We start from the raw sequence: 22,844 nt of genomic DNA on the forward strand, positions 1-22,844 counted from the left end.
ATGGATAACAAACGGGAGCTATTTCAAATACTAACGCGTCGCTTTGGACTATTAAACAAAAATTGTTGTTCAGTAGGTTCTGTTGATATTTCAACTATTCAAAGCCATATTCTATATGAAATTGATAAACACCCCGATCGTTCTATGCAACAAATTGCAGATATTCTTGCAGTGGATATCACTACCTTTAGTCGACAGATTCAAACATTAATTAAAATGGAATTAGTAAAGAAATGTCCATCACCTAAAGATAAAAGAGTGTCCCTGCTTTCTTTAACCACTCAAGGAAAATTTGTCGCTACAACAATCGATCAATCGATGAATGATTATTTAGAGGAAGTATTTTCACATATGAATGAGTTTGAAAAAGAAACTGTCATACGCTCCATTCAATTATTGAATCAGGCAATGGCTAAATCCACGGTATGCTGTACTCCGTTACTTTGAGCAAGCGAAAGCTTGCTTAATAAAATATTATATAGTTGCAAATTACAAATAAATTACTGGAGGTTACTATAATGAATCAAATTAAATTAACGCCGATTAACACAGGATGCTGTTCTTCCACTCCTGAAAAGATTGAACCAAACAAAGAACTACCTATAGCCATTATAGGTGCTGGCCCCATTGGCTTGGCAGCAGCTGCTCACTTAGTAAATGCAGGAGAACACTTTATCATTCTTGAAGCTGGAAGTACTGTTGGACACCATATTTCTTCTTGGGAACATGTACGTTTGTTTTCTCCATGGCAATATAATGTAGATAAGGTTGCGGAGAAATTATTGAAAAAACAGGGATGGATTGCACCAAATCCTGAGCATCTTCCTTTAGGTAAAGAACTAATTAGCAGCTATTTAGAGCCTTTAGCAAAAATACCCGAAATAAAGTCTTCACTTTCACTTAACACGAAAGTAGTATCCATTAGCAAAAAGGGATTAGACAAGATGAAAACTGCAAATCGATCAGATGTACCCTTCATTTTGTACATGGAGCAAGCAGGACAATTAAAGAGACTAGAGACTCGAGCAGTTATTGACGCAACTGGAACATGGTCTTCCCCCAATCCAATTAATGCCGACAACATATGGACAAATGCTGAAAAAGATTTAAAAGACCATATTTATTACGGAATTCCTAATGTACATGGCTCTGCTCTAGACAAATATAAAGGAAAACGAGTAGCTGTTGTTGGTGGTGGTCATTCTGCGATTAATTCGATTTTAGAGCTAGCTCAATTAGATGACAAAGTTGAAATCATGTGGATTATGAGAAAAAGAAATGTTGAAGCGGCATTTGGAGGAGAAGACAAGGATGCCCTGGCAGCTCGAGGTGAATTAGGCAGTAAAGTACACCAGCTAGTAGATGCCGGCAAAGTGCGGGTATTCACACCATTTCTTATTCATCACTTAGCAAAAACAGAAAATGGAATCATTATAGAAGGTGAATCTCAGGGGCAGGTTACCACTCTACCTCCCGTCGATGAAATTATTGCAAATACAGGTAGTCGACCAGATTTTTCTTTAACAAGAGAGATTCGATTGGATATCGATCCAGTAACTGAAAGCGTGACAGCGATCGCCCCATTAATTGATCCAAATATCCATAGCTGCGGAACTGTTCGCCCCCATGGAGAAGAGGAATTAAGACAGCCTGAAAAGAACTATTATATTGTTGGGATGAAAAGCTACGGACGGGCACCTACTTTTCTAATGGCCACGGGATACGAGCAGGTGCGCTCTATCGTTGCGTATTTAACTGGGGATTTGGTTGCGGCCAAAAAAGTTGAGTTAGATTTACCTGAAACGGGAGTTTGTAGTGTGAATATTCAAGACCCTACTTCTAGCTGCTGTTAAGCTTTGCTCATATATAATCTTAGCTGGGATTACATTAGACAAATAAAAACATCTTTCGTTGAAAAATGGGTATACACTACCTTAATTTTCAATCGGAGGTGTTTTTCTTTTGAATATAAGTACTTTATTTAGTAGAAGTAAAAATGACTGCTATATTTTCATCTATCTCCAGTGATTTATAAAACTATGCTCAAAAAATAGACATATTCATTTTATCTGAATATGTCTTACAAATAGACTTATTGAAGAACATTAAATTCCACTAAAACTCCAGATTTAAAATACTGTATAACCTAGCCTATATAAACGCTTTCGCATGTTCCGGCTGCTGGTTCATAAAAACAATGATCTTTATATTGACCTGAAAAAGGTTGACCATACCAAGTCGGAGGACACGGAGCGTATGGATTAAAATACCACAATGCATATTTCGCTGGTTGTTCTCTCCAATAGTCCAAAGCCTGCTTTGCTAACTTTTTTTCAGTACCTCTCGCTCTTTCATAAAATAAATTACCTTTTTGAACGGCTTCAAAAGAATAATTGCCCCCTTGTACCTGAAAAATGACATCCTCAATAGACCTTACATCTCTAAAGTCTAAACAATCGGCTTTAGCACGGTTTACAATTACATTTCCAACATATAACATCCCTTGCTTACCTTCACCTTCAGCTTCTGCTCTCATCATCCTTGCCATGAGGTCAACATCTTTATCTCGGTATTTAACTCTAGCCATTTTTTCACCCCCTAGATACTATATGAAAAAAGCCCGAATTATGTCATTTTGTACAATACCCTTTAAAACAAGTAACCATATTTATAGGGATCGATACTCCCTATTCTTTTAGGTTATTAAATCTTTCACTTTAATCAGCCTATTAAAAAATCTCGAGACACTACATCTCGAGATTGCTTTAGTCTATACACTTTTAAACTTCTGCTTGTACTTCAACTACTGTTTCTTCTACTTCGGAGCGACTCATTTTTTCTTTACCGCTCTTCAACGCTTTTAATGTTTTATGTGCTAGCGCAAGTGGCAGCTTACAGAATAGTAGGATGCTTTTACGGTTAATGCTTTTTATATATTCGTCTGCTTTAGATAGGTTGTCCTCCGCATATTCAAACATATCCGCTCGTGTCCATCCCTCGGGGAAGAATTGCACCCCTCGCTCTTTGTCTTCGTCTTTATTTCTTAATATATTTACTGCTTGCAAGCCTCTCCCGTACGCTATTGCTAAATCGCGGTCAGTTTCAATATCTGCATTCCACTTCCATAGCTCAGAAAGCATTACACCAACAAGTCCAGCTACATAGTAGGTATACTCGTCTAGGTCTTCTTTTGTTTTTACTTGCCATTCCTTCTCTACCCACTTCGCCATTCCCTCTGCCATTTCAGCGGTATAGGTCTTAACAGTAGCCACTAAATCTGTTGGGCAGATTTCAAGCCAGTCGCCAAGTCGTAGAGAAACTGCTGGTAATTGCTCCTGATACGGAGCTACAAGTAGTTCATATTCTTTTTTGTCAAAACCATTTACAAGCATCTTGCTAGTTTCTAACAGTAAACGTTGCTTTACTATTGCATCCAATGTTTCGTGGTCTTCAATCTCATCAATTGCACGCATACAAAGATATGCAGAAGCAACCGCCTTTTTCAGAGTGGGCTCTAAAAAAGTAATTGGAATATAAAAGGTTCTGCTTGTTTTCTTTAGCATATCCATTGCTTCTTTTTGTAATGTTGCTACTTCACGCACAACTAGGCGCCTCCATTTCACGTTCAAGATTCTATACCCTCTATTGTATCGGATTTTGCCTAAAAGATAAAATGACTCCTTACAGTTGTCGTAAATCTGTTACAACTTCACTAGTATAATATTGATCACTTTCCAAAAAACCTATCAGCTTGGATGCAACTTTCTCTGCACTACTTAGCTGACCAGACACTTTATACTCTTTAAATTTATTTACCAACGCAAATTCACTTTCTGAAGCTTCACGAATTTTCCCCTGCATGTTCGTGTCAATAATTCCTGGAGCAATAGATACTAGCTTTACACCATTTGTTTTCCTGGATTCCTCTAGCTGTACTGCTTCTGTAAAACGATCAAGTCCTGCCTTCCCAGCACAATAACTGCTCCACCCCTCATACCCATTTCGACCAGCGCCAGAAGAAATTTGCATAACCTTTTTCGGAATTTCTCTTTGTTCTGTCATTCTTATAAACGTTCCAGTTAATATCATAGGTGCAGTTAAGTTTACCGCAATGCTTTTAGCCACTAGATTAGAATCTATCTCTCCAGCTGTTCCTATTGGTTCGATGGTTCCTGCATTATTGATAAGGGTCAGTGATGTTGCCTCTTCTATCACGTTATTCAACAGCTCTTCTAGAGTTTCTGCTACCTTTTCGGTTGCTGCTAAATCTAATAGAACGTGATGATAATTAGGATGTTCAAGCTTACTTTCTCCCCTTGCAATACCAAATACTTTCTTATCTTTATCTATAAGTTGTTTTACAAGCTCTTGTCCGATCCCGCTAGTGGATCCAGTTACGATAACTACGTCCATCTTTTCTCCTCCTTTAACTACTGATTCTATTAGCATATCCTTCCTTCTGTCTCCTTTCAAATATCCTTCTCCCTTTCTATTTAAATGAAAGACTGAAATTTATTTCAAGTAAAACTTTTTAGGATTAAAAGGAAATAAAAGGGGGTAAATGATTTAAAACAAATAATCTTGCATAGGAGGATTTCAAATGGCTACTAAAGAACTGGCATTGCACGAACAACTAGAGGTGCACGAGGTGTTAATCTTTAAAACTTCTTGTGTCGCAAAAAGTAAATTATTTATGGATTTAGTACAAGACAAAAAATTAAAAGAAATTTTAGAGGAAGACTTAGAGCTTTCTACAAAGGCTATTAAGGATTTAAGAAAAGTCCTTGCAGACGCAAGCAAATAATTAATTAGGAGGAATTTAAAATGGCTACTAAAAAAGAGGAAACAAAAACAGAACAACAAGAAATGGCAATGATTGACGACTTAGCAATTGCTACCGATTTATTAATTACTTCTAAAGCAGCTGTTAGAAACCTAGCTACTGCAATTACGGAAACTGCGACTCCTTCTGTTAAGAAGCTGCTGCGTCGTGAGTTGGATACTGCCATTGATACACATGATAAAATCGCACAATACATGATTAAAAACGAAATGTATCACGCGTATGATTTAAACGAACAAATGGAGCATGACTTAGAAAAAGCTGATATTGCCTTAAATTTAGCGAAAAAATAGGGATTCGGAGATAACTCCAAATCCCTTTTTTATAGCACTACTCAATTCCCTCTATCGTTACTTCCTTCACTGGTAAGAATAGCTCGCCAGTCTCTAAGTATTTCACCTGTACCTTGTCGCCCACTTCCATGTATACAACGAATGGTGCCATTTCCGAAGAGACAATGTAATTTGCTTTATTGTCTAGTAGGAACGATACTTGGGTGAAGTCTCCTACACGTTCTTTAAATACACGAACTACTGTACCAGACACTGATTTTTCCTCGGCGCTAGAACTACCGTCTACAGTGCTTCCACCACGCTGAATAGCTGTTTTATAAAGTTTTAACGCTTCATTTGGCGTATTCCCGTAAACAGAGATTTCCGGGTTCGCTGCTGACACGATAAAGTAGTTTTGTAGAAACCCGTTTGAGTCTAATACTGGTGTTAGCCAGCTTGCTTCTCCATAAAAATTATAGAGAACAGGCATCTCACCAGACCATTTCTTTTCAATAAATTTCTTTTCAATAATTTGAAGTGCACCTTGTGAGTCCATATAGGAATCCTCTAGGTTACCAGTGTAATAGGTAGCTTTACCAGTTCGACCGTCAGTTAAGGAGTAACCCAGCATAGAGTCCACGCCTTCTTTAGGGCTAGTGAAATCTGTAAAATAATACATTTCTCCGTTTTCAGTGAAGATAGGACTTACATTAGCCTCCGTCCCTTCGTCTGAAGGAAGCTTCACTTCTTTTTTACCGATCAAGCTATTAATAAAACCATGTACATATTTTCCATAATAACTGTTTTGTAAGCTTACAGTTTCTGGTGAAACAGCACCATCAATAAATTCAGGTACATCTGCTAAAGCAAATGATTCCGTTTGACCTGTAGCTGGGTCTACAACAACGATCCCCTCTACATCAAAGCCATTACGTGCAGTGATAAATTTACCGTATGAACGAATATAGTATGGTTTTCCATCTTCATCGATTTCTAATTGGGCATCTCCATAGAAAATTTTAGTCGGATGCTTCATACGCATATGTCTTTCTAAGTTTTTATGAAGAAATGACGATGGTGTATAGGTCATTTGGGATTTCACAAATTTAGGGTTATCCGCTGAATCAGTTGCACTCATTGTGAAATAACCTGGCGTAACGTCTCCATTCCACCATTTGAAGAATCCTGAAAATTCTACCGGTGCGATATATACGTACTTGCCATTTACCTTTTGAATTTGCAAATTACCTAATTCATAGTAGCTTGTATCTGGTACTTGACCAAACGCCTTCTTCATTTTGTTACGCGCAAACTTAGGAGGAACACTAGCTGGTGTTTTCGTTTCATCGAATGCCTCAATTTCAACTTCTTCATCCATTTTTGCTACTTCATACTTTTTATCAGCATTCCACACAGGTGCTGATAGCATATAAATTGCTAAAGCTAAGCTTCCTAGTAAAAGGATACCTTTTACCTTTTGTTCTACACCTCTTGCCAAAAACGTTCCTGCAAAGGTGATCAATACTAGCCACGGCCATAAGGCAGTCCAGTTTCTATCTAAATTTGTTACATAATATATGATTGCGACTACAACGAACGTTAGGATTGCAAGTAAAGCAATAGAAGACACTTTATCCTTACGATCGCCGCCAAGTGGGACTACTAATAATGCAGTGAGTACTGCGACTACGGCTGAAATAATAAATACAAAAGCCATTTATCCATCCTTCTTTCTTTTTTTCTACTTCTTTATACGGTTGAAAGAAGAAATAGTTTCAAACTTTATCCCATATAGACCTCACTCTTACCAATTCTGGATCACAGCAGCTCTAATAGCCAGGTGTTCCCTTCCTTCCTAATCGGAACTCTAACCAAAAAACAATAACTTACATCGTCCTCTGTGTGTTTAAGATGGTGTTCTAATAATTTAGAACAAAAGAACCACGGTTCACCGGGTTCTTTTTACATTTTCTAGCTTGTTTTACTTTGATACTGTTTTTTTCTAATGCAACAGTTATGGAGAAGCGTTTTTTGAAAATGTCTTTTTTCCTTTGTTATTAACGTTATACTCCAACCTATTCTATCTATCAAACATCTATCTAGTACCATTAATAATTCGTTAAACGTCGGAGCTCATGTAAAATATAAATTGAAATTAGCTAAATTTACTTTTGAATTATATAATTAAATCTTGTTTACAGGAGGTGTGTACATGCTGTTTCTTCACAGAATATATCAAAAGACCACATGGAAACAGCGCATATTCGCGATTGTTCTCATATGTTGTGTTATTAGCTCGATTGTATTTGTGTACCATAATCATTCTCTATATAAAAATTCGATTGCAGAAGTCGTTGAAATGACTATAGACAACTCAGTAGAAGTAAAAGATATTCATCAAAATAAAGACGTATTATATACACAGCAAATAATCGCCGAAGTAAAAAATGGTCACGAAAAAGGTTTACTCGTTCATTTAACGAATGAGTTTTCAGAATCTCAAGCATTTGACCAGAAATTTGAAGTTGGCAGTGAAATTTTCATTTCTGTTAATGAGCAAGTTGAAGAAGTCCAAGAAAACACTGGCACGATTACCGGTGTGAAACGTGATAAATATTTAGTCATCATTGCGTGGGTCTTTATCTTTGTACTTCTGCTCATTGGAAAAAAACAAGGATTGTTATCTGTTATTGGTTTAGCTTTTAATGCGATGCTACTTTGGTTCGCCTTAGACATTTATATCGATCATGCAAACCAGAGTCTGCTATGGATTTGTGGGGTTAGCATTATTTTATTTACCGTCGTTTCTTTATTACTCGTGAATGGGGTTAACGAAAAGACATTCGCTGCGATCATAGCTACACTGATTGGTACGTTTTCGTCACTTCTCATTACGTACATTGCTTTAGTCGTTACAGGTGAAAATGGCCTTCGTTATGAGGAATTACAATTTATAACGCGTCCATACAAAATTGTATTTTTAGCTGGCATTTTTATTGGTTCTTTAGGCGCCGTAATGGACGTCTCGATTACAATGTCTACTTCGATTTTTGGGTTGTATGAAAAAGACCCTACTATTTCTGTAAAAGATCTCACAAAATCTGGAATGGAAATCGGCAAGGATATTATGGGCACTATGACGAATATTTTATTTTTTGCTTATGTTAGTGGTTCAATCCCTACTCTGTTACTTTATTTTAAAAATTCGTCTACGCTCGGCTACACTCTTTCAATGAATCTTTCACTTGAGTTAGTTCGTGCATTAACAGGCGGTATCGGTATTGTTATCACGATTCCAATTGGGCTTTATACCGCAATATTTTTTGTCAAGAGAAGGAAGGCTAAGTTATGAATGTAATCGTTTTACTTGCCGGACTGTTATTCCTATTGATGACAGTCATAGGCGGACAAAAAGGCGTTCGTTCTTTTATTGCATTATTCTTTAATTTTGGAGTCATTATCGTTACGCTATTTTTTATGAATGCTCCAACGATAAATCCCATTTTATTAACATTTATCGCATGTGTGCTCATTAGTTGTATTAACCTCTTTTATATTAATAAAGTGAACCGCACAACGAAAACGGCTTTTATAGCTACGATTATTACAACCGTCATCTTAGTCGCCTTTATTACTGCTATAACAAATAAGGCAATGATACAAGGTTTTGGCGAAGAGGAAACAGAAGAGTTGGGGATGTTTTCATTTTACATTGGACTTGATTTCATAAAGATAGCTGTGTCGGTGATCATTATGAGTACAATTGGAGCCATCACAGATGCTGCCATTGCTATTGCATCGCCAATGCGTGAAATGCACTATCACCATCCAAATATCGAGCGCCAAGAGTTATTCCGTTTTGGAATAAGTATCGGACGCGATATTTTAGGAACGAGTACGAACACGCTTTTTTTTGCCTTCTTCGGTAGTTATTTGGCTTTACTTATATGGTTTAAAGACTTATCTTACTCTGTTGGAGAAATTGTTAATTCAAAAGTTTTTAGTAGCGAAATAATAACTATATGTTGTGCAGCAATAGGTGTCACATTAGTCATTCCAATTACCGCTTGGATCACCTCTTATTTTTTAGTAGGCAAACAGCGTGATAGGAAAAATTAAAATCCACAAAATACTTGAAAAAGTTTTTATATATTATTTTATCCAGTATCACTTTCTTGTTGGTTTATTTAACAACCGATAAATGCAATTTAGTTATTTGAATAGCTCTTAATTTACATACGGTAAACCAGACGGTCAGAATCTAAACCATTTGTTCTTACGTTCAACAAATTAGATATTCCAAAGTCATATTCTATTCACTAGAAGTTAGTGATTAAAAAACAAGGCTAAAAACAAAAACCCTATAAGATGACCTTTTTTTCAAAGGTCTATCTTATAGGGTTTATTTGGTTATGATAAGAATCTTTTTATGAGATTATTTTAACTCATTTAAGATTTCATCTAATTTTTCTGTTTCTGTTGTTACACCATTGCTTGAGAAGTACCAGTTAACACCATCTAGGTACACAATTTTGCCTTCTTTGTAAGCACGAGTTTGTTTAATAATATCATTTTCAATATCTGCTTTAATTGCATCTACATCAGAAGCAGTACGGTCAATTATTAATAAAACTTCTGGATCTACAGAAAGAACCGATTCATAAGAGAAATCTGAACCATGAGATGATGCCTCAATATCAGTAGTTGCTGGTTTGAAACCAAAGTCATTGTACACATATGCAAAACGAGAATCTGCTCCGTTATCGAAACCAGAGATTTTTTTGTCATTGTACATTGCTACTAACGCATTTTCATAACCTGCTGCTTTTTCTTTCACTTCATCCACTTTTGCTTGTAGATCTGCTTTTAGCTTTTCAGCTTCTGTTTCTTTATCAAAGATTTGAGCTGCTAAGTCAACTGTTTCATTTACAGCGTTAATATAATTTTCATTGTCAGAACCGATGAATACTACATTTGGTGTAATTTCTTTTAATTCCTCATAGAATGGTGCTTGACGACCTGAGATGAAAATAACATCTGGTTCAGCAGCTGCTACCGCTTCAAAGTCGATTTGTTTTAGCGTACCAACATCAGCTACACCGTCAACAACATATTTTTCTTTTAAGTGTGGTGGGATATTACCTTTACCACCGTTCGCTGCGATTCCTACAATTCCCTCTACTCCAAGTGCATCAAGTGTATCTAAGAAACCGTAATCTAAAGTGATAATGCGCTCCGGCATTTTATCTAAAGTTACATCTTCAAATGTAATTGTTGTACCTTTTTCTTCATCTTCGCTTGAAGCTGTCAAAGAAGATATTTTCATTGGAAATGCAGATTTTTCAGCCGTGTCAGTTGCTGCTGAAGTTGAATCTTTCTCTGTAGATTCACCAGTTGCTGAATCATCATCTGAGTTACATGCTCCTAGCATTAATGTTAAAGCTGCAACTGCAGTTAAAAACTTCCATTTTTTCATCTTTCTTTTCCTCCTAAAATATACTTACTTTAATTGAAAATGATTATCATTTTCATTTCTAACTCTAGTTTAAATGAAACCCTCAAAATTTGTCAACTGATTTCTGCAATTAATTATCATTCTCATTTAGCCTCATGAAACACGTGCATAAGTGTCTGACTTATGCACGTACATGGAATCTACTGATTACAAACTAAAAGAAACCTTTCGTCTACAAAGTTATTGAGAATTAAAGTATACGCAAATACGGCAACCATCCTGCACTTGTACTGGGATATCCATATCGTAGACATCACGTAATGCTTCGGAATTGATAATCTCATGTGTTGGACCATCCTTTACAAGGCGCCCCTCTTTCAGTGCAACGATACGATCAGAATAAACAGAAGCAAAGTTAATGTCATGTAATACAATAACGACAGTTTTTCCTAAATCATCTACAAGTTTACGTAAGATTTTCATGATTTGTACGGAATGTTTCATATCTAGATTGTTTAACGGCTCATCCAATAAAATATATTCCGTATCTTGAGCAATTACCATGGAAATAAAAGCACGCTGCCTTTGACCACCTGATAACTCATCCAAAAACTTATCTTGCATATCTGTTAAATTTAAATACTCCAGCGCTTGATCTACCAACTTCTCGTCCTCTGCATTTAGTCGTCCTTTGGAATAAGGATAGCGACCAAAAGCAACAAGCTCACGTACTGTTAAACGGATATTTAAATGGTTGGCCTGCTTTAAAATAGCCACACGCTTTGCAAAGTTATTCGATTTCATTTTCTTTACATCCGTTTGATCTAAAAATACTTCCCCTGTATCCGCATCTAAAAGGCGGCTTACCATGGATAACAATGTGGATTTACCTGCACCATTTGGTCCAATAAAAGAAGTGATTGCCTTTGGTTGTATTTTTAGTGTTACATTTTCAACGACCGGTTTTTTCCCAAAGCTTTTAGAAAGCTCTTTAATTTCTATCATGCTGCTTTCCTACTTTCCTTTAGTAATAAGTAAATAAAGTAAATCCCACCGACAAAGTTAATGATGACACTAATAGTTGTATTTAAATGAAACACATGCTGTACGATAAATTGTCCTCCGACAAGGCCGATAATACTAATCAAGCTCGCTCCAACAATTAGTACAGAATGCTTATACGTATCTAAAAATTGATAAGCTACGTTCGCTACGATTAGTCCTAGGAATGTAACAGGACCAACTAGAGCTGTGGAAGTAGCTATTAACACAGAAGATAAAATCAAAACTTGTAGAACAATCTTGTCATAGTTAACACCGAGGTTAATGGCATTGTCTCGACCTAACGAAACAACATTCAAATCTTTTAATAACCTAGAGCCATACAAAAATGCCAGTCCTAGTATAACCATGGCAATTAGTAATAATTCGGTTTTCACATTCATAAAGCTTGCAAACAACCGAGCTTGTAAACTTTCATATTCAACAGGATCAATGATGACCTGCATAAATGTCACTAGACTTCCTAGCAAAGTCCCAATAATCATACCTGCTAATAAGAGAAGGAAGATTGGATACTTATCTGCTCGGAATAAGAAACGATATAAAAGCACCGCGAAAATGATCATTGCCATAATCGATACACTAAAGTTCAAATAACGATTTACGACGAATAAAGAGGCAGAGCCTGCTGTAAAGTAAATCACCGTTTGTACTACCTCATACATAGAGTCAACACCCATTACGGAAGGTGTTAATAAACGATTATGTGTTACTGTCTGGAATATAATCGTTGCATATGCAATTGCAGTACCCGTGATTACCATTGCAGCTAAACGTTCTACACGCTTTGGAAAGGCATAACTAAAGCCGCCTTGAATATTATAAAATGCAAACAATGCCATACATACTAATGCAATAACAGCCAAAATAATTAGCTTCTTACTATTTTTTCGCATATGCTTTCCCCCTAAACAACATAATTAAGAAGATCGCACTGCCAATTACGGCAACTGTTGTATTTACCGGAATCTCATAGGGATGAACTATTAGTCGGCTGATAATATCACATGCGAGTAAGAATGCTGCTCCCATGAAAATAGTATGCGGGATTGTCTTGCGTAAATTATCTCCTAAATACAAAGAAACAAGGTTCGGTACGATTAAACCTAAAAACGGTATAATACCTACTGTTAAAACGACCGTTGTAGAAATAATTGCTACAATAACAAGACCTATATTTAATACTGTACGATAACTTAAACCTAAGTTTTTTGCAAAGTCCTCACCCATGCCTGCTACAGTGAATTTGTTTGCGTAAATATAAGCTATAATAATGGCAGGTACGGCTACGTATAGTAATTCATAGCGTCCAGAGACAATTAGTGTAAAGCTTCCTAAGAAGAAGGAATCTACATTTTGTAAGACATCTGCTTCGTATCCTAAGAATGTGGAAATGGCACCAATGATATTACCATACATAATACCAATTAAGGGTACGAACATAACATCCTTGAACTTAATACGCTCAAGCAATTGCATAAAAATAAACGTACCTATTAGTGCAAATGAAAAACTAAAGAAAATTTGTCCCATATAAGACATATTTGTAAAGAATATCATCGAAACTATGACACCTAGTTTTGCTGCATCCAGCGTACCGGCCGTTGTCGGTGATACGAACTTATTTCGACTTAAACTTTGCATAATTAAGCCTGCAATACCCATTCCTGCACCAGCTAAAATAATTGCCATTAAACGTGGCAATCGACTCATTACAAAGATTTGGGTCTTCTGGGAGTCCAAATCAAGCAGATCACTCGGTTTTATATCAATGGCACCTATAAATAGCGAAATAAAGGATAGGATAATAGTTGCTACTACTAATATCCATAATCTCATTTGTAATCCCCATAAAAAATATATTTCTCAACTTTGTTGATAACGATTATCATTATTGAGTCGTCTTCCATTATAAACAACGAATATAGTAAAATCAACATGTACTACTTAATTACATTGTTAATTTCAACAATTCTTTGTACTCTAAAATTATGGAATTGACGTTAGTTTATAAACATATGTTTTACAATATAGTTTAGGGTAGGATATTAACCTGAGAATCCTAGTTTTTTAGACCTAATAACTTCCAGCAGGCAAAATTATAAAAAAGATTAAATTCGGGTTATAATAGAAGCTTCTTTGTAAATTACTGTTTATATTTTGGCTATATTAAAGGGTGGGGTTGATTTATGATGAAAAGAAATCTTAAATCAGAGAGTAGAATTGATTTTTCGCACCAGCCGGACGCTTTCCTCGGGGTAGCGATAAGCCATCACTCATCGCTAGCGCGTATTTATGCTGTCTTATCTATCTCACTCATCCCGTAGGAGTCGATGTCTGGCACTCCAAGCAATAAATGGGATCAGGTTTAGGTTCGATAAAGCGCTAATAAATTTACTCGAATAAGCGAAGCTGAAAAACTGTCACCAACCCAATTTCGTCATCTATTTTATGATTTTAATAGTAATTGGAATGTCCTTTTTATAATGTTTACAGTCACCATAAAAAATTGTTAGTCAAAATCAACGAATAACTTTAAGCTTATATTTTTAAAATTCCTCTACATTTCACTATCAAGAGAATATGAAAAAACTGCTCTTCATATTCCACCTTACGAAAGAGCAGTTCTATTGATTTATTTATTAAGTTTCGTAGATTACCTATAGAACTTAATGACTCATCTGTTTACAGACTGACTTCCTCTATACAAATAGCTTTCTTATTTCTTACCGAAAAGCCTTTCCTCCAGCTAATTGTAACCATGAAGGCCGACGCGACCAATAGTCCACTTAATATATAGAAACATATGATAATTAATCCGGAAGAGACCATTCCTGTAAAAAGTGCAAGCAATAAAATTCTGATGAGCAAGCCAATAGAACGGAACAAACTATCAACTCTGCCAATAATCTTGTTCGGAACTTGATCCATAAGGAACGAATTTCTCGCTACTCGAGCCCCACTGTTTCCGATAGCTAAAAACAACATTAACGATAGGTATACAGGTAGTTCTACAAAAACAATCAAAGAAATGGCAACGGTATATATAAGCACTCCTAATATAATAGTCTTCTCATTTCCTAGTTTTTTCGCAAGCATCGGAACAAATGCCCCTGCTAGCACTGCTCCAGCAGCATATATCATTCCTTCTAAGCCATAAACGCTAGCATCCGCCTCTAGTACTTCCACTAAATAAACAGGAAACAAATAATTCGTCAGCATAACTCCTATAAAGGGCATAAAGGCAAATACCAAAAAAACGAACATGGCTGGACGTCCCATCATATAAACTAACCCATCCCAAGCTCTACCTTTCTCTTCCTTCTCTGCTTCTGATCGTTTCGCTCTGGCATAAGGAAGTTTAACATAGAAGTAAATAGCTGCTCCGTAAGTCAAAACATCTAATAGTAAAATAAAATGTAAATCCCATTTCATTAACAAAATACTAGCTACTCCTCCAGCTATCATGCTAGAAAGCTGCCCCTGTACCTCCATTGTCCCGTTTAAAGATTTATACTGATCCTTATGAAAAATCTCCTGATTCATCGCAAACATGGTTGGATAAAAAATAGTGTAATACAGACTGCCAATCATATAAATTAGTGTGTAATGCCAAATTTCATAGGATAAGCCCAAGAATCCAATGGAAGTGAAAAACAATAAGGCAACTAAACAAACTATTTCACTAATTAACAGCAACTTTTTTCTGGACATTCTATCTACTAACGAGCCAACAAAGGGCGTTATGATAAAACTAATGATAGTCATTGAAATCGTAATATAACCGAATACTGCGTTACCGTCGTCACTCGTCACGAGCATCCAGGGAATTGCTATCATTGTAATTCCTGAGCCTATAGAGGAAGCTATATTAGCCAATATGATTAGCCAAAATCTTGAGTCTTGATATAAATTTTTCATCGTCAAACACCCCTTCAAATATTCTTACTATTCTTAATGTAAGGGAATTGACCTAGATTGCATTCAGCCAATGGTCTTAAATCAGCCTCATACCTTTGACTGAAGACACCCACCTTTACAGTCAGATAAAGGTGGGTGTCTTTGTTTTATTTTAAGGTTTCCGTAAGATATAAGTCCTTTTGGATTTGTTTCAAAGCCTCCGTAAGCTCTATATGATAGAAAATAATTAAGTTTCTGGTTGCTCGCGAGACCATCGTGTAGAGAAGAAACTTGTCATTGGTCCCATTGTAAATCGATTGGTCAGCGTCTGCTATTAATACAGTCGTAAATTCAAACCCCTTTGCCATGTATCCTGGCATGATTAATATCCCTTTCATATATACCTTTTGTTCCTGTGATATTAGTTGAATAGAGGGAATGATATTCTTCAATTCCTCATAGAGCATCCTACAGCTTGCCATGTCCTTACATAATATAACCAAAGAGGTGTTGGTCTCATAATAAGAATCTACCACTGCTTTTATTTCCGTTAGCCGCTGCTCCTTGTCTATTCTTTTTACTAATGGCTTTCTCCCCCTCACTCCTAGCGAGAGGACCTTATCTTGCTTTAAAACAGCACTCATAAAATCTGTAATTTCATGCGTAGAACGATACGATTTGTTAAGTTCTACTATTGATATATCGGAAAGCTCCCTTGGTATCTGATCTTTTTCTGTTGGATTTACTATTTGGTTTTTATCTCCCAGCAAGGTAAAGTGAGCTTTCGGGAAAAGCTGCTGAATAGCTTTAAACTGAAGAAATGAATAGTCCTGTATTTCATCGATTACAATATGCTTGATGTCCAGGTTTCTGTCAATCCCTTTGATTTTAGCTTGTATATACATAAGCGGACCTAAATCTTCATAAAAAAGATGTTTGGATTTTATTTGTCGAATCGTTAATTCATAGACTTTTTTAGCCTCCGTTGTATCCATACTCCTAATGGAACCCGTATAAATTTTCATGATGTTAACGAATCCCAGTTCTTCTATTGCACTATGGAGGGGTGAGTACTGCTTTTCTATCTCTTTTTTACTCTGTCTCATTAAATCCTCGTCATCACCGATGTATTGGTCGACTCCCCTAAGCTCCTCGTATCTCCTCAAAATCGCCTGTTCCTTCCATTCCCTTAACCTAGGCATCAAGTGATTACGAATCTTTTTTAAACGGAAGTCTATTTCCAAGTTTGTATATTTTCGATAAAACAATTCTTGCAGCTCTGTAGCTGATATAAAAACTTTCTTACCAATACTCAATGTGTAAAAAGGTAAGCCGGCCATTGCTAAATCCTGTAGGGATTGTACGAGATGAATTGCATAAGCATTTGAGTTTTTCCAATAAAAGCTTTCCTGATGTATCAAGTCGGCCTTTTGTAGCCGCTCTACATTTTCATAAAAGGTCTCTGCCACTAATGGAAGGCGCTTCATGCCTTTATATAAACGATAATAGGTAGAATGGACGACATTTTCCTCTCCTAATTCCGGTAACACATTAGAAATATAATCATTGAACAAATCGCTTGGGGAAATAAGCATAATATTTTTGGCCGAAAGCGTCCTGCGGTATTGATATAGAAGATAAGCGATGCGTTGCATAGCTACAGATGTCTTTCCACTTCCCGGTGGTCCTAGCACCATCATATTATGATGACTTTCTGAACGAATAACTGCATTCTGATCACTTTGAATGGTCGTCACAATACTCTTCATCTTTTGTTTTGCCGTATCCGTCATAAGGCTTTGTAGCACCTCATCACCGATATATATGTCTGCATCAAATATTTGTAGAAGATTATCGTAGGAGATTTTAAATTGTCGGCGTCTTTGGATCTGGACGGGCACTATCTCTTCACTAGGAATTTGGTAGAACGCTTCACCTAATTTGTTTTCATAAAAAAGACTCGATATAGGGGCACGCCAATCATGGATAATAATATCACCTGTATCTTCTTCACCAAACGTAGCGAGTCCAATATAAAGGTTTTCCAGTTGTTCATCCTCTATATCAATTCGTCCAAAATAAGCACTTTTATAGAGTAGCTCTAACTTAGAAAGCACATCATTAACATGGATATAACGTAACTCTTTTTCCTTGAGAGTAGGTAGTATGGTTGCAAAATCAATTCCACGTTCATCAGACAAATCTGAGAACTCCTTTGAAACGGATTGCCGCTCTTCTATTAGTTCACCTTTTTGTTTTTTAAGAAAAACTTGAAGAACATCTATATGTCCCTTTAGCTTTTCAACTACTGTGGTTAAATGTCGCTGTTCCTCATCCCAAATATGTTTTTCCATCCACTAACCTCCCTGACATAGCATGCTTATGTATTATTACAAAAAATTCTAACAATTTGCAGTCTTATAATAAAAAAATAAATCTGCTATAATGAATATATAAGAAAGGCAGAGACACTAGTGTCCCTGCCTTTTATAGTCTATGCAAATAAGCAAAAATTTATAAGATTTACCTCAAGGCTATAGCTCTAAAGGTATTCCCATTACTTTAGATCGTTTCTTTATAGACTACGTACCACTCTTCTTCTTTTTGAAGAATGTTGGTGCCTACCCAGCCTGCTTTAAGTAGCTTTTGCTGTTCTTCTATGTCAGACATTTTTATATTCATCTGACTTTCACCAAATACAATATAGTCATTTCCGTCGAGCCTCTTGCAAAATATGTAACGTAACATATTATCATACTTACGTTTAAGCGCTTTAATAACCATTCCTTGGCTAAGCTTGTCCTTCAAGCTGGCAAAGTTAAATGGAGCTACTGTCGCACAAATGTAGATGTACGGAGAATCCTGCAGGAGCTCCATTACTAGGTCTGCTAGTTTTCTTTGAAGACCGTAGCCTCGATATTCTGGATGGACATTTGTGATTTCCTGGTAAACCACATCACCTAATTCTGATTCAGAAAGACCGATATCATATCCTAGATGATGCTCATCCATTACCGGGATTGCAAGGGTACGAAACGCAATTAGCTCCTCACCAGCAAATACTCCTACCATTAAACGATGCTTAAGAGAATCTTCAAACTCCTCTCTTGTGAGAGGCTGTAAAAACTCCTTGTTCTCTAAGTGTTGGAGAACAACGCTCTGTAACGCTAAAATTTGTTCCATATTGTCTGTTGTTAATTCTCTAGCTGGATAATCTTTTCCCCCTAGACTGACAGTCCATTCTTTCATTGATACACTTCCTCTTACTTCATGACTTTTACGGTGAACTCGGTTAACTCTTTTAACATATTTTCATCCACATCAATTCCTAAACCTGGGCGCTCATTAAGTTTAATAAATGGGACATCATAGCATAAGTTTCCAACGTCCTTCGAGAATTTAAGTGGACCGGTCAATTCAACACTCGTAAATGCTTTTTTAGAAAATGCCACATGAAAACCTGCTGCTGAACCAATGGAAGACTCCACCATTGAGCCAATCTGGCATTCAAGTCCAGCCATTTCTGCCATATGAGCGAGCTTCATAGCAGGATATATACCGCCACATTTCATCAGCTTGATATTCACCTTATGCGCGGCTTGTTTTTCTATTAATTCACGCATGTCTCGTATTCCTCTCAAGCCTTCATCCATCATAAGAGGAGTACTCGTTTTTTCCTTGACCTCCACCATGCCATTGAAGTCATCTGCCATAACAGGCTGCTCTAGCCAATCTAATCCTATATGCTCCAGCTGACGCATGGCAGAAATCGTGTTGGCACTGTTCTTCCATCCCTGATTTACGTCCACTCGGATAGCAACCCCATTACCCACTTTTTCTCTAACAGCTTGGATTCGTTGTACATCCGCTTGTACTTCAGTTCCAACCTTCATTTTAAACGATGTATAGCCCTCTTTGATACGTTTTTCTGCTTCCTCTGCCATAGACTCTGGTGATCCTATGCTAAGTACATGAGTAACCGGAAACTTTTCGTGATAACGTCCGCCTAACAATTGGTAGACAGGAACTCCTAGTTTTTTACCTACTACGTCGTAACAAGCAATGTCTAAAGCTGCTTTAGCTGCTGGAGCTTGGTAAACCGCCTTGTCCATTTTTTCATGCAGTCGCTCAAACTCCATTGGATTTTCTCCAATCAAAGCCGGTGCTAACGTATTTTTCAGCATCGCATAAGTACTCTCCCACGTTTCCCCTGTTACATGCTCGTCTGCTACTGCCTCCCCATATCCAATGAAACCTTCTTCTGTTGTTAGCTTAACTATAATCGAAGGCATATCATCGTATGTATGATAGCTGATGATAAATGGGTCAATTAATGGTAATCTAATAGCATAAATTTCTATTTCTTTAATTTTCATATTTTTCTAACTTCCTTTACATTTTTATATTATTTAGTTATAGTTGTCGTTAAATAGTCGTTAATATTTTAAAAAAAGGAGGATGTCATGCAAACACGTATAGCAGTACTTGGTTCTAGAAACTTTATAGATCGCTTGAAGCTTTTCGAACAAGAAATTCCTTCTATCCGTTTAGATTATTATCAATATCATACCCCAAAAGAAGCAAAGGAACTACTAAAAAATATAAAACCATGCGACGCTGTATTTTTCTCTGGTTCGCTCCCCTATCTATATGCGGAACAGGAGAGAGAGCTGTTGCCGGTACCTTCCTATTATTTAAAACAGGATGGTACTTCTGTAGCCACTACATTATTAGCAACCTGTAATACTCCTATACAACAAATATCCATGGATTTAATAGAACCTGCCCTTGTAGAGAGTGTCCTACAGGATATTAATCAAACCGATTCAGTACCCTTCCTTAAGCAAATAGATCCGGCGTTCTCTTTAGATGAAGTGGTTTCCTTTCATATAAATCTTCAAAGGAAAGAAAAAACAAAATTGGCTATCACCTCTGTGCACGCAGTTTATGAGACCCTGGTACAAAGGGGAATCCCTGTTGTACGAATGATTGACCCTAAAAACTCTATTTTAAAGTCCCTTGAAGAAACTAGGTCACTGGCATTACTCACAAAAAGTGAGGCTGCTAAAATTGCCGTTTGCTCTATTTCGCTTACCGAGCAAGACATTCATACAGCAGCTACCCTCAAAAGTATTGCAGATTCTATCGATGCTTCTATTGTAAAATCGGATGACCTCCTTTACTTGCTTTTTACAACTCAAGGGAAGGTTCAACAAGCCTTGCAGAGCAATAAGGTCGATGGTTGGTTGAAACTTTTTAGTACACCCATTCGAATTGCCTTTGGATATGGCACTACAGCGATAGAAGCAAGTGAAAATGCCAAAGATGCCTTAGCCCATGCGACTGAAAATACAGCCTTCCTTATGAATGAAAGAAAACAATTGACTGGTCCCCTCTTCCAGGATAAAACCAAGATCAATTTAAGAACGAGCGATCCTCGACTTTTGGTATTGGCTAAGGAAACAACATTAAGTCCGGCAAACCTTTCTAAAATTATGCTTTTTAGTCGCCTCCACCATTCCGTTGCGTTTACGGCACATGATTTAGAAATCTTTTTAAAGGTCAGCCGCAGGACTACCGAAAGGATACTAAAGAAGCTGTTGAACAAAGGTTATGCATCCATTGTCGGGGAAGAAATGACGTACCAGCAAGGCCGCCCGCGAGCAATCTATGAATTTAATTTTCCTACCTACCAATAAATGTGTATGGGCATCAACTAATCTTTTTATCCATATTCGATCATGAACCTATAAAAAAAGAAAGAAAGTTCAGCTTGTCACTGAACTTTCTTTTTTACGCTTCGGCAATCTCTCTGTTTAAAATTTCTTGCTTTTCTTCCTCTGTAATTTTAACAATAGAGAATCCTACCGCGGCATAGATCATAGATAAAATTGGCACTGTAAAGTTTAAAATAGCATAGGGCGCATATTCAAAAGCACCTACCCCTAATGTTCCTAATATGAAAACACCACATGTGTTCCAAGGGATGAACACCGAAGTCAGCGTTCCTCCGTCCTCTAAAGCACGAGAAAGGTTTTTAGAGTGAAGCCCCATATTCGTATATGCTTTAGAAAACATTCTTGCTGGCACAACGATGGAGATATATTGCTCAGAGCATGTCGCATTCGTTGTAAAGCAAGCTAATATAGTAGAAGCTATCATCGAAAAAGCAGTCTTTGCTAGCTTTAAAATTTGATTCATAATAGATTGAAGCATACCTGAAAATTCTAAAATCCCACCAAATGTCATCGCCACAATGGTCATCGACACGGTATACATCATGGACTCCAATCCACCACGATTAAATAGTTCATCCACCATTGTGTTACCTGTTTCAATTACAAATCCACTTTGAAGAGCGCTAACAGCTGATGCTACGTCTCCCCCTTGTATAAAAATTTGAGAAAGGAATCCTAGTAAAATACCAACTACTAAAGCTGGTATAGCTGGTACCTTTAAAGCAACTAATACAATTACTGCTAACGGGATTAACAATAACCATGGAGATATTACAAAGCTTTGATCAAGCACACCTATTGTTTGCTGGATGCTCTCCTGATCAATACTGCTATTTTTATATTTCATTCCTAACAGACCGTAAGCTACTAACGCAATTACCGCTGCTGGTATAGTTGTATAAAACATATGTCGGATATGTACGAACAAATCTGTCCCTGTAAGACCAGCTGCAAGATTGGTAGTATCAGAAAGTGGCGACATCTTGTCACCAAAATAAGCTCCAGAAATAACTGCGCCCGCAATCATAGCTGCTGGAATCCCCATGCTTAGACCAATCCCCATACCTGCAACCCCGATAGTCCCCATTGTAGACCAGGAGCTACCAATGGCCAGAGAAACAATCATACAAATCACACAAATAGTTACTAAGAAGAAGGACGGAGTAATGATTTTTAGTCCAAAATAAATCATGGTGGCTACTACGCCTCCACCAATCCATGCCCCAATAATAAGGCCGACCAATATAATGATGACTACTGCTGGTAGTGCTAGTTTAATCCCCTTATACATCATTTCTTCGATATCATTCCATTTAAAGCCATGCTTCCAAGCAACAAAAGCTGCTATGATTGTACCGACTATTAGCGGAATGTGAGGACCTTGCTCCAACTTAACTACAGCAATAACCATTGTTATAATCATTACTATTAAAGGCGTAATCGCCCATATTAATGACATTTCTTTTTTCTCTGTTTGTTCCTTCTTTTCTACCATTCCACTTCACCCCTTCACGACTTTTTCGACAATTTATAATTGTCGTTTATTAGTCGTTATTAGAGATATATTAATCTTT

Annotated in this window: 20 protein-coding genes; 7 read left to right on the forward strand and 13 right to left on the reverse strand. The window is 37.0% G+C overall.

Going from position 1 to position 22,844, the window contains the following annotated elements; all coding sequences use genetic code 11:
- Complete coding sequence (locus tag M3627_RS09620; RefSeq protein WP_251555292.1) at positions 1-447, forward strand: MarR family winged helix-turn-helix transcriptional regulator; 447 nt, start codon at positions 1-3, stop codon at positions 445-447.
- Between the two features lie 71 nt (positions 448-518).
- Positions 519-1,853, forward strand: a complete 1,335-nt coding sequence (locus M3627_RS09625; protein ID WP_251555294.1) for an NAD(P)-binding domain-containing protein — start codon at positions 519-521, stop codon at positions 1,851-1,853.
- Positions 1,854-2,146: 293 nt separating this feature from the next.
- On the opposite strand, the gene M3627_RS09630 is transcribed toward M3627_RS09625, so the two are convergent.
- The 3 genes from M3627_RS09630 to M3627_RS09640 form a co-directional block, all read right to left on the reverse strand.
- The gene (locus M3627_RS09630; RefSeq protein WP_251555303.1) at positions 2,147-2,587 is read right to left on the reverse strand and encodes a cell wall hydrolase; all 441 of its coding nucleotides are present in this window, start codon (positions 2,585-2,587) and stop codon (positions 2,147-2,149) included.
- Between the two features lie 193 nt (positions 2,588-2,780).
- The gene (locus M3627_RS09635) at positions 2,781-3,602 is read right to left on the reverse strand and encodes a squalene/phytoene synthase family protein (protein ID WP_251555305.1); all 822 of its coding nucleotides are present in this window, start codon (positions 3,600-3,602) and stop codon (positions 2,781-2,783) included.
- A 79-nt stretch (positions 3,603-3,681) separates the two neighbouring features.
- Complete coding sequence (locus M3627_RS09640) at positions 3,682-4,473, reverse strand: SDR family NAD(P)-dependent oxidoreductase (RefSeq protein WP_251555320.1); 792 nt, start codon at positions 4,471-4,473, stop codon at positions 3,682-3,684.
- 127 nt (positions 4,474-4,600) lie between these two features.
- On the opposite strand from M3627_RS09640, the gene M3627_RS09645 reads away from it, so the two are divergent.
- Both M3627_RS09645 and M3627_RS09650 read left to right on the forward strand, forming a co-directional pair.
- Positions 4,601-4,804: a YvdQ family spore coat protein gene (locus M3627_RS09645; RefSeq protein WP_169359275.1), complete on the forward strand. Its 204-nt coding sequence runs from the start codon at positions 4,601-4,603 to the stop codon at positions 4,802-4,804.
- A gap of 20 nt (positions 4,805-4,824) precedes the next feature.
- The gene (locus M3627_RS09650) at positions 4,825-5,136 is read left to right on the forward strand and encodes a spore coat protein (protein ID WP_169359276.1); all 312 of its coding nucleotides are present in this window, start codon (positions 4,825-4,827) and stop codon (positions 5,134-5,136) included.
- A gap of 37 nt (positions 5,137-5,173) precedes the next feature.
- On the opposite strand, the gene M3627_RS09655 is transcribed toward M3627_RS09650, so the two are convergent.
- The gene (locus M3627_RS09655; RefSeq protein WP_169359277.1) at positions 5,174-6,832 is read right to left on the reverse strand and encodes a sulfite exporter TauE/SafE family protein; all 1,659 of its coding nucleotides are present in this window, start codon (positions 6,830-6,832) and stop codon (positions 5,174-5,176) included.
- A gap of 495 nt (positions 6,833-7,327) precedes the next feature.
- Between M3627_RS09655 and M3627_RS09660 the strand changes: the two genes are divergently transcribed.
- Together M3627_RS09660 and M3627_RS09665 are read left to right on the forward strand one after the other, a co-directional pair.
- On the forward strand, positions 7,328-8,467 hold the full coding sequence (locus tag M3627_RS09660; protein WP_251555322.1) for a YibE/F family protein: 1,140 nt from the start codon (positions 7,328-7,330) through the stop codon (positions 8,465-8,467).
- On the forward strand, positions 8,464-9,234 hold the full coding sequence (locus M3627_RS09665) for a YibE/F family protein (protein WP_251555330.1): 771 nt from the start codon (positions 8,464-8,466) through the stop codon (positions 9,232-9,234). The genes M3627_RS09660 and M3627_RS09665 overlap by 4 nt, the downstream gene beginning before the upstream one ends.
- 316 nt (positions 9,235-9,550) lie before the next feature.
- Here the strand turns inward: M3627_RS09665 and M3627_RS09670 are convergent, their stop codons facing one another.
- The 8 genes from M3627_RS09670 to M3627_RS09705 form a co-directional block, all read right to left on the reverse strand.
- The gene (locus M3627_RS09670) at positions 9,551-10,591 is read right to left on the reverse strand and encodes a siderophore ABC transporter substrate-binding protein (protein WP_169359280.1); all 1,041 of its coding nucleotides are present in this window, start codon (positions 10,589-10,591) and stop codon (positions 9,551-9,553) included.
- Positions 10,592-10,810: 219 nt separating this feature from the next.
- Positions 10,811-11,575: an iron ABC transporter ATP-binding protein gene (locus M3627_RS09675; RefSeq protein ID WP_169359281.1), complete on the reverse strand. Its 765-nt coding sequence runs from the start codon at positions 11,573-11,575 to the stop codon at positions 10,811-10,813.
- Positions 11,572-12,528 carry an iron chelate uptake ABC transporter family permease subunit gene (locus M3627_RS09680; protein ID WP_169359282.1) on the reverse strand — a complete coding sequence of 319 codons (957 nt, stop codon included), beginning with the start codon at positions 12,526-12,528 and terminating at the stop codon, positions 11,572-11,574. Before M3627_RS09680 ends, M3627_RS09675 begins: the two co-directional genes overlap by 4 nt.
- The gene (locus M3627_RS09685) at positions 12,515-13,471 is read right to left on the reverse strand and encodes an ABC transporter permease (RefSeq protein WP_169359283.1); all 957 of its coding nucleotides are present in this window, start codon (positions 13,469-13,471) and stop codon (positions 12,515-12,517) included. The genes M3627_RS09680 and M3627_RS09685 overlap by 14 nt, the downstream gene beginning before the upstream one ends.
- 846 nt (positions 13,472-14,317) lie before the next feature.
- Entirely contained in the window at positions 14,318-15,553 is a 1,236-nt protein-coding gene (locus M3627_RS09690) for an MFS transporter (protein ID WP_251555332.1), read from the reverse strand.
- Positions 15,554-15,699: 146 nt separating this feature from the next.
- Entirely contained in the window at positions 15,700-17,886 is a 2,187-nt protein-coding gene (gene helD, locus M3627_RS09695) for an RNA polymerase recycling motor HelD (RefSeq protein WP_251555347.1), read from the reverse strand.
- A gap of 208 nt (positions 17,887-18,094) precedes the next feature.
- Positions 18,095-18,781, reverse strand: coding sequence for a GNAT family N-acetyltransferase (locus M3627_RS09700; protein WP_169359285.1), 687 nt, complete (start codon positions 18,779-18,781; stop codon positions 18,095-18,097).
- A 14-nt stretch (positions 18,782-18,795) separates the two neighbouring features.
- The gene (locus M3627_RS09705) at positions 18,796-19,908 is read right to left on the reverse strand and encodes a mandelate racemase/muconate lactonizing enzyme family protein (protein WP_251555356.1); all 1,113 of its coding nucleotides are present in this window, start codon (positions 19,906-19,908) and stop codon (positions 18,796-18,798) included.
- Positions 19,909-19,995: 87 nt separating this feature from the next.
- Between M3627_RS09705 and M3627_RS09710 the strand changes: the two genes are divergently transcribed.
- Positions 19,996-21,231, forward strand: a complete 1,236-nt coding sequence (locus M3627_RS09710; RefSeq protein ID WP_251555358.1) for a hypothetical protein — start codon at positions 19,996-19,998, stop codon at positions 21,229-21,231.
- A 94-nt stretch (positions 21,232-21,325) separates the two neighbouring features.
- On the opposite strand, the gene nhaC is transcribed toward M3627_RS09710, so the two are convergent.
- Positions 21,326-22,765, reverse strand: a complete 1,440-nt coding sequence (nhaC, locus tag M3627_RS09715; RefSeq protein WP_169359288.1) for a Na+/H+ antiporter NhaC — start codon at positions 22,763-22,765, stop codon at positions 21,326-21,328.
- Positions 22,766-22,844 lie beyond the last annotated feature (79 nt).

Source organism: Psychrobacillus sp. MER TA 171 (genome assembly GCF_023713305.1).
Taxonomy (GTDB): domain Bacteria; phylum Bacillota; class Bacilli; order Bacillales_A; family Planococcaceae; genus Psychrobacillus.

What these genes read in the sequence shown, in the direction of transcription:
- M3627_RS09620 (WP_251555292.1), top strand. Translation starts at nt 1, where the DNA reads ATGGATAACAAACGGGAGCTATTTCAAATACTAACGCGTCGCTTTGGA.
- M3627_RS09625 (WP_251555294.1), top strand. Translation starts at nt 519, where the DNA reads ATGAATCAAATTAAATTAACGCCGATTAACACAGGATGCTGTTCTTCC.
- M3627_RS09630 (WP_251555303.1), bottom strand. Translation starts at nt 2,587, where the DNA reads ATGGCTAGAGTTAAATACCGAGATAAAGATGTTGACCTCATGGCAAGG.
- M3627_RS09645 (WP_169359275.1), top strand. Translation starts at nt 4,601, where the DNA reads ATGGCTACTAAAGAACTGGCATTGCACGAACAACTAGAGGTGCACGAG.
- M3627_RS09650 (WP_169359276.1), top strand. Translation starts at nt 4,825, where the DNA reads ATGGCTACTAAAAAAGAGGAAACAAAAACAGAACAACAAGAAATGGCA.
- M3627_RS09655 (WP_169359277.1), bottom strand. Translation starts at nt 6,832, where the DNA reads ATGGCTTTTGTATTTATTATTTCAGCCGTAGTCGCAGTACTCACTGCA.
- M3627_RS09660 (WP_251555322.1), top strand. Translation starts at nt 7,328, where the DNA reads ATGCTGTTTCTTCACAGAATATATCAAAAGACCACATGGAAACAGCGC.
- M3627_RS09665 (WP_251555330.1), top strand. Translation starts at nt 8,464, where the DNA reads ATGAATGTAATCGTTTTACTTGCCGGACTGTTATTCCTATTGATGACA.
- M3627_RS09670 (WP_169359280.1), bottom strand. Translation starts at nt 10,591, where the DNA reads ATGAAAAAATGGAAGTTTTTAACTGCAGTTGCAGCTTTAACATTAATG.
- M3627_RS09675 (WP_169359281.1), bottom strand. Translation starts at nt 11,575, where the DNA reads ATGATAGAAATTAAAGAGCTTTCTAAAAGCTTTGGGAAAAAACCGGTC.
- M3627_RS09680 (WP_169359282.1), bottom strand. Translation starts at nt 12,528, where the DNA reads ATGCGAAAAAATAGTAAGAAGCTAATTATTTTGGCTGTTATTGCATTA.
- M3627_RS09685 (WP_169359283.1), bottom strand. Translation starts at nt 13,471, where the DNA reads ATGAGATTATGGATATTAGTAGTAGCAACTATTATCCTATCCTTTATT.
- M3627_RS09690 (WP_251555332.1), bottom strand. Translation starts at nt 15,553, where the DNA reads ATGAAAAATTTATATCAAGACTCAAGATTTTGGCTAATCATATTGGCT.
- helD (WP_251555347.1), bottom strand. Translation starts at nt 17,886, where the DNA reads ATGGAAAAACATATTTGGGATGAGGAACAGCGACATTTAACCACAGTA.
- M3627_RS09700 (WP_169359285.1), bottom strand. Translation starts at nt 18,781, where the DNA reads ATGAAAGAATGGACTGTCAGTCTAGGGGGAAAAGATTATCCAGCTAGA.
- M3627_RS09705 (WP_251555356.1), bottom strand. Translation starts at nt 19,908, where the DNA reads ATGAAAATTAAAGAAATAGAAATTTATGCTATTAGATTACCATTAATT.
- M3627_RS09710 (WP_251555358.1), top strand. Translation starts at nt 19,996, where the DNA reads ATGCAAACACGTATAGCAGTACTTGGTTCTAGAAACTTTATAGATCGC.
- nhaC (WP_169359288.1), bottom strand. Translation starts at nt 22,765, where the DNA reads ATGGTAGAAAAGAAGGAACAAACAGAGAAAAAAGAAATGTCATTAATA.